Below are 11,071 nucleotides of genomic sequence, written 5' to 3'. Positions count from 1 at the left end.
CGCCTGCATGTTCCGCAGCGGGGCGGCAAGCTGCGGCTGCTGCGCATGGCGATGGAGAACGCCGCCGCCGCTCTGGCCGGGCAGGAGCAGACTTGGCCGCACATCGCTGCCGCGCTGCGCGACAAGCTCCGCCTGCGCCGTCTGCCAGAGCGGATCGAGTGCTTAGACATCTCCAATCTGCTGGGCAAGCAGGCTGTGGCTTCGCTGGTCTGCTTTGTCCAAGGCGAGAAGAACGCAGGCGGCTGCGCCCGCTTCCGCATTCTGCGCAAGGATGAGCCGGATGATTATGCGATGATGGACGAGGCCCTGCGCCGCCGGGCCGCTGTCTGGCAGGAGCAGTCAAGCTGGCCTGACCTGCTCCTGCTTGACGGCGGCAAAGGACAGCTCGGCGTGGCAACGCGGGTGCTGGCGGAGCTGAGTCTGCTTGACCGCGTGGATCTCGCCGCCCTTGCCAAGGAGAAAGAGGAGGAGGGCGAGAAGCTCTTTCTGCCGGGCCGCAAGAACCCGCTCCATCTGCCCCGGCATTCAGCCGCTCTGCTCTTCCTGATGCGCGTGCGCGACGAGGCCCACCGCTTTGGCATCTGCCTGCACCGCGATCTGCGCAGCCAGGCCGCCCTGCATTCCGAGCTTGACCGCCTTCCCGGCGTGGGCAAAGCGCGTCGGCAGCAGCTGTTGAAGACTTTGGGCAGCTGGCAGCGGATTCAGGAGGCTTCAGCAGCAGAGCTGGCTGCTGTGCCAGGCATTGGAGCAAAGACCGCTGACGATATCTGGCGGCGGCTTCATGAAGAGAGCCTTGTGAAGTGAAACCGCTCAGACCGCAAAGAGCCTCGTCGGCTGCTCCTGTCCGGCGATATCCACATTGAAGGCAGGCTGATTCGGCCCGAACGCCTCCTGCATTCGCGCCGCCGCCAGCTCCGGCAGATTGTTGGTGCTGCTGAGGTGGGCCAGCACCACCTGCCGCAGCGGCGAATCTGTCAGCTCGGAAAGAAAGCGGGCTGCGTCTTCATTGGCCAAATGCCCGTGGCTGGAGCGCACCCTTTGCTTGACCGGAAGAGGATAAGGGCCTTCAGCCAGCATCTGCGGATCGTAATTCGCCTCCAAAATCAGAGCATGGCATGACCGTGCCCGCTGCCGGATCAATGAGGTGACCTTCCCGGTGTCAGTGCAGCAGCAGATAGAGCTTCTGCCGTCGCAGAGCGTGAAACCCACCGGGTCGGCGGTGTCGTGGGAAATGCGGAACGGGTGGACATGCAGCTCTTGCAGGGCAAAGGCGCAGCCGGTCTCGAATTCAGCCCGCTGATGCAGCGTTTGCAGTTTCGCCTCAGCAGCGCGGTGGGTTCCAACATTAGCATAAACTGGCAGGCCAAGCTGCCGCGACAGCACCCCGACCCCGTTGGTGTGGTCGCTGTGCTCGTGGGTGAGGAGTATGGCGGTGAGATGTTCGGGAATGCGTCCGATCAGGGCAAGACGGCGGCGGATTTCCTTGCCAGAGAAGCCATTGTCGATCAGCACTGCGGTTGTGCCAGATTCAACAAATATGGAATTGCCTCTGGAGCCGGAACCGAGGACGCAAAAATTCATGCGCAGGACAGGAGGGAACGGGATAAGAAAAACAGGAGGCTATGTTCAGACAGCCTCCTGCTTCAGCCGCAGTGGAATGACAGGCAGAACTCAGCGGTTCATGGCTGTTGTCAGCATCGGCGGCTCCGAAGTGCAGTCGCCCTTCGTTATCACCAGCACACCGGCCTCGCTCACCGTCACATGGTCGGCGACTGCGCAGCCGCCTGAGCTGACCGTACGCTGTGCCGCTTCCAGCGGCCCTGAGACGGTGCAGGTCATTGACTCACCTGCGGCTAAAGCAGCCTTCTGGCAGCTCACCTCGTCGAAACGCTCATCCATCACCCGGACATTAACCAGCGTGACATTGCCGGTGTTGGTGACCTTATAGGCGCAGCTGTTATTTTTTTCGTCGCATCCGCTCTTTTCCACCGCACTGATGGCAATGTCTGGTTGAGCTGCCGCCTGCTGATCGGAATTGCCGCGAGTCACAACTTCCTTAGCCGAGCCAAAACCAGAAATAAAAAATGCGCAGCCCAGCAGCAACCCGACGATGGCAAAAGCTTTTCCTTTCATAATACGCTCCGAAGGTTGAAAAAGAAATACAATCACAGCCTATGACATTTCCTCTTGCTCTGGGTGTCGTCGCAGGCTGCTGTGAACTCTTCTGCTTTTCAATATACTGCAAAGAAGTCTGCGTGTCAACCATCATGCATGATTTTCCTCGCCGGTTAAAGAAGTTGCATAACAGTCGGCCCTGCCTCCTCCTTAGGAGTGCTGTCCGGGCCGACATCGGCGGATGGAAATACTTCAGACGCACGCTGACGGGGTGCGGAGTGAACTTGGCGAGACTATGAAGACCGTGTTTTTTCAGACTGCTGCGCTTCCCTTGTCCCGGTGAAGGCATCGGCCTGATGCTTGTGCTGCTGCGGGCATAAAAATTGAACGCCATGCCGAGCAGCAGCTTCGCCGGGGCGCAGAGGAGGTGAAAAAGTCATCCCAATCCGCTTCATGCCAAAAGCGGCGCACAGCATTTCGTCAACACTCAGTTTGCTGACAGGGCATCGAAAAAGGATGATCCGGAGGAAGCAGCCAAAACCGGCGGGAATCGTCCTGACAGAACAGCGGCAGCTCGATCATAGACATCCAGCGCAAAGAGCGGATGCGGATGCATGAGCGCAGCGGGTGGTTGAAGGGCAATCCCGTTTGACTTCTGATTTCAGCCATTATACAGTGAAGACATGCGGGCTTCAACCGCCCTTCTTTCTGGATATGGCGCAGTCCGCGTCTCCTCTGGTTTCCGCCTGTTTATGGACAAAAAACTGCATTCCTACCTCAAGCATCTCCGCTGCTGGTGCGCGGCATGTTTTGTTTTCTGGACGCTCCTGCTCAACGGCTCCTTTGTCCTCCTTTCTTTCAGCGAATGGAGCAATCTTAAATTCATAGGCAGGGAAATCGGCCTGACCGCCATCCGCAAGGATTACATCTATCAGCTCTGGAATTCCGGCCACGGCGGGGTGCTTGCCGCCGCCAACAGCAACACGCTGATCAATCCGGCCAAGATGACCCGCGAAGCCTATCTGCTTGAGCAGGAGCGTTTCGGCATCCGGGGCAACATCACCAGCCTGCGGCTGCTGGACAAGGACAATCATCCTGATCCTTGGGAAGAGGCTGCGCTGCGCCGCTTTGATGCAGGCGCGGCGGACGTGGCTGAGATGATCAGCAAGGGAGGACAGCCCTACATGCGGGTCATGATTCCTGCGGTCATGGACCAATCCTGCTTCAAATGCCATGTTGAAAACAACTATCCGCCGGGCAGCATCCGGGGCGGCATCAGCGTCACCCTGCCGATGGAGGAGACGGTCATGCTCTTCAAGGAGCAGATCAAAACCAGCCTGTTTTATCATCTGCTGATTTACCTGATTGGCGTGGCCGGTCTGTGGATTTTTTATTTTCAGACCAGCAGGCAGTTCAGCCGCCGGGCGGCGGTCGAGGAGCGGCTGTCGGTGCAGGAACAGCATCTGCGCGGCATTGTCGACAACATTTCCAACGGCATCGCTGTCTATGAGACCGAGGATGGCGAGAACTTCCGGCTGAAGCGGATCAATCCCGCCGGCATGCGCATCGCTCACATAGAATCGGGCGGAGATATGGCGGGCCGCAGCCCTGAAGAGATATTTCCTGGTTTTGCCGAGACCGGCTTGGCCGAGGTTTTCCGGAGGGTGGCCCGGAGCGGCGAACCGGAGAATCTCTCGGTCTCCTCCTGCATCCACGGAAAACGCGGCGAAGAGGAATCGGCACCGCCTTGCTTGGAATATTACGTCTATAAACTGCCCACCGGCGAGATTGTCGCGGTCTATGAGGATGTGACCTCACGGAAGAAGGCCAGAGAACAGCTCATCCGCAAAACTGAGGAATGGGAGAGCACCTTTGACGCGATCCCGGACATCATCACCTTGCAGGACAAAGAGATGCGGATTATCCGCGCGAATCAGGCCACTTTTGAATTTTTCCATCTGCCGCCGGACAAGCTGATCGGCAAAACCTGCCACAGCCTTTTCCGGGGCAGCGAGCAGCCCTGTGAAGGCTGTCCAGGACAGCGGGCAATGCTGGATCTTCAAAAACACTGCGGCGGCATCGAGCATAAAAACATCAGCCGCTTCTTCAATATCTGCGCCGCGCCGGTGATGAACATGGCAGGCGAGTTCCTCTATTTCGTCTACATCGCCCATGATGTCACAGACAAGAAAAAGCTGGAGGAGGAACTGTTTCAAGCCCAGAAGATGGAAGCCATCGGCACATTGGCAGGTGGCATCGCACATGATTTCAATAATATCCTTGCCGCCATCCTTGGCTACGCCGAGCTGGCCCGGATGGAGCTGCCAGAGGGCAGCAGCGCCTCCGGCGATTTGGAGCAGGTGATCATCGCCGGCAACAGGGCCACCGAGCTGGTCAAGCAGATACTCACATTCAGTCGAAAGAACGCGCACCAGAAAAAACCGCTGCGGATTCACCTTATCGTCAAAGAGGCAGTGAAAATGCTGCGCTCCTCGCTGCCTTCCTCAATCAGCATCAAGGCGGAGATCGATGAAAAAAGCGGCCTTGCATTGGCGGATCCGACCAATATCCATCAGATCGTTTTGAACCTCTGCGCCAACGCCTCTCACGCCATCGGCAGCAGGCAGGGCAATTTAGAAATCATCCTCAAGCGGACTGAGCTGACGGCAGCGCAGCGGGAGGATAGGCCGTGGCTCCAGCCCGGCTTCTACATAGTTCTCACGGTGCGGGATGACGGCAGCGGCATGGACGAAAAAACCAAGGCCCGCATCTTCGACCCTTATTTCACCACCAAGGAGCAAGGCGCGGGCACTGGTCTGGGGCTGGCTGTCACACTCGGCGTGGTGGAGGACTGCGGCGGCTTCATCGAGGTTGAGAGCGAGCTGGGCAAGGGGGCAGCCTTCCATGTCCACCTGCCCGCGCTGCCGGAGGAGGATATCGAGCAGTCAGACGAGGAGGGAGAAATGCCGCTGCCCGGCGGCTCGGAGCGCATCTTGGTTGTTGACGACGAGCCGTCCATTGTCCACATCAGTCAAGCCATCCTCAGCACCTTGGGCTACACTGTTATGGCCGAGACATCGAGCTTGGCGGCATTGGAACGGCTGCAAGCACGGCCCGATGCCTTTGATCTGCTGCTCACCGACCAGACCATGCCCGGCCTGACCGGCAGCGAGCTGGTCAAGGCTGCGCTCCAGCTGCGTCCTGATCTGCCGACGATTCTCTGCACCGGTTACACCACCGCCCTGACAGAAAAAGAGGCTCTGGGCTTAGGTGTGCGCCGTTATGCGATCAAACCGCTGAACACGGCTAAACTGGCCGCCTTGGTCAGAGAGGTGCTGGATGAGGCGAAGACGCAGGCTCAACCTTGAGCTGCTGGCAGATCGACATGCACAGCTGCGCCTGCGCCTGGCGCAGACTCCGCCCGGATGCAGCCGCCGTGCTGCGTGACGATGAATGCGGCGATGGTCAGCCCCAAGCCCATGCCTTTGACCGCACCCCGCGTTTTGCTGGAAAAGTAGGGATCAAAAATATTGGGCAGATCTTCCCTGCGGATGCCCCGTCCGTGATCGCTGACCGTGATGCGGACATGCTTTCCGGCCTTGAGTCCGGCTGCCTCGTTGCCAGTCAGCTCGATGTTTTCCGCGCTGACCGTGCTTCGGCCTCCTGCCGGAGCCATCGCCTCGGCAGCGTTGCGGAGCAGCTCCCGCAGCATCTGGGCGATCTGGCCAGGATCAGCATGGATTGGCCAAAGGTGCTCCGGCAGGCGCAGCTCAACTCCGGCTCCGGCCTCCTGACAGACGGCGGCCAGCAGCTCGGCGGTCGGCACGGCCTGCCGCTCCGGCGGCGCGAAGCTGGAAAAGAGCAGGAATTTGTGGGCCAGCTCCTTGGCCTCCGAGGCTGAGACGATCGCCTGTCTGAGAAAGTCCAAGGACTGATGGGCAGGATGCAGTTTCATCATTGCCAGTTCAGTGCTTCCTATGATAGCCATCAGCAGATTGTTGAAATCATGGGCTATGCCGCCGGCCATCATCGAGACGGTCTCCAGTTTCCGGCTGCGGATCAGCTCCTCCTCCATCTGCTTGCGGCGGGTGATGTCCACGCAGTACTCGATCACCCGCGTGATCTTGCCCTGCCTGTCCGTCACCGGACAGGCGTGAATCTCCATGATCCGCTCTTTGCCTCCAGAATCCGGCCAGACATGCTCCAAGGTCACCGGCCGGCCTTGAGAAAGCACCTCCTCAAGGGGGCAGCGCAGGCCCTGCTCGGAGCAGGGGCGGCTGAAGCCGTGCATGTACTGGTAGCAGGTTTTCAGATGGTCGCGGCCTGCGGCTTGGCTGCCTGCGGCCCGATTGGCGGCTAGGATGCGGCAGGTGGCCGCGTCGATGACCGCGAAGGGATGGGGCAGGGAGTTGATCACCGTGCTGAGAAAACGGTTCTGCTGGAGGATTTCCGAACTGCGCAGCTCGATCTGCTTTTCCAAGCTGTCGCGGTGCAGGCGTATCTTCTCCTCTGCCCGCCGCCGCTCTTTGATCTCCTTGGTCAGCAGTTCATTGGTATGTCGCAGCTCGGCGGTTTGCTCGCGCACATGCTCTTCCAGCATGTTCCGCTGCATGACAATGGCGGACATGGCTTGACGGTGCTCCACGGTCAGCCGCCATTTCTCCAGCAGGGCACTGGCCGACTGACGAATTTCAATCGCTTCAAAGGGTTTTTTCAGAATCAGCAGCTTGTCGGCTGAGAGGAGGACAGAGCTGATCTCCTGCCAAGAATAGTCGGAATAGGCGGTGATGACCACAAACTGGAGCTGATAATCTTCCTGCTGGAGCCGCCGGATGGTTTTGAGGCCGTCCATACCGGGCTGAAGCCGCATGTCCACATAGGCGACCGCGTAAGGCCGCCGTTCCTGCCGTCCCAGACGTACCATCGACACTGCCTCTTCGCCCCGAAATGCGGAGTCGATCAGCAGCATCGGCGGCTCCTCAGCTGAAGCCTTTCTGCCGATAATGTCGGCAACCAAACTGTCCAACTCCGCCGATTCCCTCGTCTGCAGCAGTATTTTTCTGATGTCTCGGTGGATATCAGGATTATCATCAACTATTAGTATCCTGCCGTCGCCGTCGTTTTTTCTCATGTCCTCCTCCAGCCTCTGTCGGCAATTCCAGCCGGAACCGCGCACCACAGCCTTCGCCTGGACTGAATGCGGTCAGTGCCCCCCCCATCTCCGCCGCCAAGTTCGCCGAGTTGTGCAGGCCGAAGCCGTGACCGTCCTCCTTGGCTGTGAAACCGAAGGCGAAGAGCCGCTCCATCACCGCGCTGCTGATACCCTTGCCGTTGTCCTCCACTTCCAAGGCCGCCCGTCCTCCTTTGACGGGCAATAGTCGCAGGATGATCTTTCGACCGTTCGGCCCGGTTCCGTCAAAGGATTCAGCCGCGTTGCTGATCAGATTGCCTGCGATCTGAAGAATCTTATGCCGTTCACCCTGCATCACTGGCAGAGGCTCGTAGTGCCGCTCCACAACGATTTTTCGGTCGGCGATTTTCTGTTCGAAAATTTCTAAGCTCTCCTCGATTATCGAGGAGAGATCGAATTGCTCAACAAGCCCCTTGCCTCTGGCCGCGTCCTGCTGGGTGCGGATGATCTCCACAGCCCGGCGGACATGCCGGAGCTGGCAATCGGCTTCTTCCTGCATCTTAGCCTGCTCCTTGATCAGCTGGCTGGAGAGGCTGGCGAAATACAGCGGCAGCTTGCGGCCTCTAGGATCGAGGCTGAAAAAGGCCGCTGGGTCGTCTTTGTGTTCCTCGATCAGCCGGACAATTTCCGGCAGGGTGGTGCTGCTGCTCTTTCTCGCCATCTCGCCCAGCCGTTCCGCCGAGACCGAGACGCTGTTCAGGGTGTTGCCGACATTGTGCAGCACCTCGGTAGCCACTTCGGCCTTGCCCGCCATCCGGGAAGTGTCCAGCAGTTTTTTCAGGGTGCGCACATGCTCCACCGCCAAGGCGCAGACACCTGAAAGATGCAGAGCAGCGTTCAGATAGGAGCGAATGTGCTGGGGAAAGGCGACCTCTTCCACCAGCACCACGGCGACGGTCTGCTCTCCCGCGCCGATGCGCAGGAAAAAGCTGTCGCCATTTTTGGTTAGCTGATGCTGTCTGTGGCTTTCCAAGCAGAACCGCTGCGCCGCCTGCCGCTCCTCCTCATTTAGCTCCGTCAGCCGTTCCGTCACCAGACCGTTTTTGCTTGCCGATAAACAGCATATCCGCCGGGGTGCGAAGAGCATAGTAAACAGCCCCGCAATGCCGGTAAGCACCTCCTGCTCAGAGTTGGCCTTGACCACCAAACCAAGCAGATCAAAGGTCATGGCAGCCTGAGCGTTCTGCTGGCGGGCCAGCTCCTTTTGCTGTTCCAGCTCCTGCTGCCGGTGCTCCGCCGCGATTTTGGTCAGCAGCAAACCGTGATATTCCAAACCCACCGGAACGATCTCAGCGGGCAGTCGGAGAAAGGTGGACAGCTCGTCCAAGTGCCAGACCGCCATCTCATCCGTGCCGGTATCCAAGAGCACCAAGCGGCTCACTTCCTGACCGAACAACTCGTGCTGCACCTTAAGCCGGTCTTCGCCGCATATAGCCAGCCGCTGGTGCCAGCCAGCCAGCCAGCCCGGCAGAATCAAGCCCGCGCCGCTTTGACGAAGATGCCTGACCATGGTTGGACTGCAAAGAAAATGAGCGCACTGCTCAGCCCGTCGGACCCGGCTGCCGCCAAGGTAAAGGTTTGGAGCAAGGCAGCGGGAACCTATGATTTCGGCAAAGGCCGGCTTGATCTCCCGGAGCAGACCAGCCAGCTCCTTTCGGTCCACGAGCGAGCGACCGCAGCGGGCAGGAAAAAATCTGACTTCCGCCTCGGTCAGATTCTGCGTCCGCACTGCCGCCTCAGTTTCAGGCTGTAGATGCTCGCAGACCAAAAAACAGAGCGGCGACGAGTTGCTCACCGCTTCCGGCCAAGCCGCCGAACTGCCTTGGCGATGTCCAACAGCACCGCGCCTTTTCCCTTGCAGGCTGCCTTGACGGTGGCCAAGTCTTCCAATATCAATATGTTTGCGGACAAAACCGCAGTGCCGACAGAGATCAGCTCTTCAAACATCAGCAGGCAACGGCCAGTTCCCATGTGAATGATAGAAGGGCCGCTGAAGCGGCTCAGGCAATGCCGGGCGATCGTCATCCCGGTCTGACGGCAGATCCTTCGCATGCTCTGTTCATGATCATGGCGCATGATTCAGCAGCCGTTCCCAGCTTCATCATCAGCCTGCGGCCTTCCGGCGCGTCTCCGGCCACGCTTAGAGAAAGGGAGAATATCACGGCGCATTCAGCGGATGCGGCAAGCAGATGAAGTTTCGCTGTCCAGCCGCCACAGGATTTGCCGACTGACTGAGGGCCGTTTTTTTAAAAGCCCCGGTTCCGTCAGGATGAACGGAACCGACCGTGCTGCCGAGAGAAAAAGCATCCACATTGAGACGGATCATCCGCTCCTGCTGTAGCCGTGCGAAAATCCGGTCAAGCACACCGTTTCTGCTCCATCGGCTTATGCGGACGTAGATTGTGCTAATTGCCGAAGTTGCTTGGAAACCCTCTCCATTTCACCCATGTTCAAGGACATGCAGCATCACGTTCAACATCGTGAGGGCAGCATCGTGAGGTTGTCAGTTGTGACATTGCCTCTCTGACGCAGGAAGATATCGGCTATTTTTTCGTATTGATGCTGTGTTGTTTTTATAGGGCAACAATAACAAAAAGTTATTAATTCCGAGATAGTGTTAACAGCTCCTGACAGAGCAGGGTCGCTCCGGCCTGAAACTGGGCATTGGCCAAAGCCACGCAGAACTTTTGATTAACCGTCATCAGACGGCGGAACAGCGCAAGCCGCCTATAGATCAGGGCGCGACGACCCCACGCCGATGATCGGTGCCTCGCCGCCTGAGACTCCTTGAGTTGAGGCCAGCCGTCCGGCGCAGACAGGGCACCTCCTCCGGCTTGCCGAGGAGCGGTGCGCCGCTGTTGGTCGGGCGGGCCGTCCTCGTGCCAAATCATCCCACTGCCAAAGGCTTCGGTCTCTGCGGCGGCATAGAGCAGGGTGTAAAAGCAGTCGTGACCATATTTTTGGCCCTCAGGCGGGGCTGGCCTTCAACCACATGGTCAGCATTGGAGAGATAATCTCGGATGCTCAAACCCAGCTCTTTGGCACCGCGCATGATCAGGAAAAAAAGAACGGAACACTATCCGCTCTCGGTAGCTGAGGGCGGTCAGCACCCGTTCCATGGAAATCATTTACACTTCGCGCATCAGGACAGTGCCTGCCATGCAGCGTGCCTCTGTCTGCACCACCGACAGCAATTTTTGTAGAAGAACCGGCAGAGTCCAGCGGTGTGCAGACTTTTTTGACTTGCAGGGCAGAGTGGAGCATAAGGATGAAAATCAAGACAATGCCACCTTGCTCGCGGATGACCTGCCCGGCCAGCTCCTCCGCTGTCAAGCCTGTCGTAGTCTCATGGACTGCACACCCGCTGGCCCGCAGGGCGGCGCAGACTATCATTTTGCCCCAAGCATGATAGTCGTCGATCAGGGCTATGGCGATCAAGACGTTCCACAGCTCTGAAAGGGTTGCCCTGCGCCTCGTCAAGGCGGTCAAGGGCCAGAAGCCTGCTTGCAAAAAAAATCAATGCCGCCGCCCGATCCGGTCATGACAAAAATTCTGAAGAAAAAATACAATGGACTGCCATTGAGCTGCACAAGCCTATTGTACTGCTCCAAGCGGCTTTGGTCAAACCTGTCTGCTAAATTTTTGGTGCTGGGTTAAATCAGTTGATCAGGCTTTTCCGAGTATCGACCGTTCTGGAAATAGTAACGGTTGATATACATCCCGATCACATTGTCGCGGACTTTTTCGTTCTTTGAACGAATAGAT

At 58.3% G+C, this 11,071-nt stretch carries 9 protein-coding genes; 3 read left to right on the top strand and 6 right to left on the bottom strand.

All coding sequences use genetic code 11. The features are described from left to right. On the top strand, positions 1–804 hold an 804-nt coding region (locus ACNKID_RS00265; protein ID WP_417911426.1), incomplete at its 5' end, for a helix-hairpin-helix domain-containing protein. A gap of 6 nt (positions 805–810) precedes the next feature. Here ACNKID_RS00265 and ACNKID_RS00260 read toward each other — a convergent pair. Next, a complete protein-coding gene (locus ACNKID_RS00260; RefSeq protein WP_417911425.1) occupies positions 811–1,581 on the bottom strand; it encodes an MBL fold metallo-hydrolase in 771 nt (256 codons plus the stop codon). 90 nt (positions 1,582–1,671) lie between these two features. After that, the gene (locus ACNKID_RS00255; RefSeq protein ID WP_417911424.1) at positions 1,672–2,133 is read right to left on the bottom strand and encodes a hypothetical protein; all 462 of its coding nucleotides are present in this window, start codon (positions 2,131–2,133) and stop codon (positions 1,672–1,674) included. A 734-nt stretch (positions 2,134–2,867) separates the two neighbouring features. On the opposite strand from ACNKID_RS00255, the gene ACNKID_RS00250 reads away from it, so the two are divergent. Continuing rightward, positions 2,868–5,483 carry an ATP-binding protein gene (locus ACNKID_RS00250; protein WP_417911423.1) on the top strand — a complete coding sequence of 872 codons (2,616 nt, stop codon included), beginning with the start codon at positions 2,868–2,870 and terminating at the stop codon, positions 5,481–5,483. On the opposite strand, the gene ACNKID_RS00245 is transcribed toward ACNKID_RS00250, so the two are convergent. The 4 genes from ACNKID_RS00245 to ACNKID_RS00230 all read right to left on the bottom strand — a co-directional run bounded on the left by ACNKID_RS00245 (position 5,474) and on the right by ACNKID_RS00230 (position 9,671). Beyond that, on the bottom strand, positions 5,474–7,246 hold the full coding sequence (locus ACNKID_RS00245) for an ATP-binding protein (RefSeq protein ID WP_417911422.1): 1,773 nt from the start codon (positions 7,244–7,246) through the stop codon (positions 5,474–5,476). The two genes, ACNKID_RS00250 and ACNKID_RS00245, sit on opposite strands and share 10 nt — an antisense overlap. Further along, positions 7,206–9,101, bottom strand: coding sequence for a sensor histidine kinase (locus tag ACNKID_RS00240; RefSeq protein ID WP_417911421.1), 1,896 nt, complete (start codon positions 9,099–9,101; stop codon positions 7,206–7,208). Before ACNKID_RS00240 ends, ACNKID_RS00245 begins: the two co-directional genes overlap by 41 nt. After that, complete coding sequence (locus ACNKID_RS00235; RefSeq protein WP_417911420.1) at positions 9,098–9,358, bottom strand: hypothetical protein; 261 nt, start codon at positions 9,356–9,358, stop codon at positions 9,098–9,100. The genes ACNKID_RS00240 and ACNKID_RS00235 overlap by 4 nt, the downstream gene beginning before the upstream one ends. 106 nt (positions 9,359–9,464) lie before the next feature. Beyond that, positions 9,465–9,671: a hypothetical protein gene (locus tag ACNKID_RS00230; RefSeq protein WP_417911419.1), complete on the bottom strand. Its 207-nt coding sequence runs from the start codon at positions 9,669–9,671 to the stop codon at positions 9,465–9,467. A gap of 752 nt (positions 9,672–10,423) precedes the next feature. On the opposite strand from ACNKID_RS00230, the gene ACNKID_RS00225 reads away from it, so the two are divergent. Beyond that, positions 10,424–10,762, top strand: coding sequence for a hypothetical protein (locus tag ACNKID_RS00225; protein ID WP_417911418.1), 339 nt, complete (start codon positions 10,424–10,426; stop codon positions 10,760–10,762). The last annotated feature ends 309 nt before the right edge of the window (positions 10,763–11,071 follow it).

Origin of the sequence: Candidatus Electronema sp. TJ (genome assembly GCF_048287355.1) — a bacterium.
Lineage (GTDB): Bacteria > Desulfobacterota > Desulfobulbia > Desulfobulbales > Desulfobulbaceae > Electronema.
Note: the sequence above shows the minus strand (reverse complement) of the source record. Positions and strands in the feature narration are given on the sequence as shown.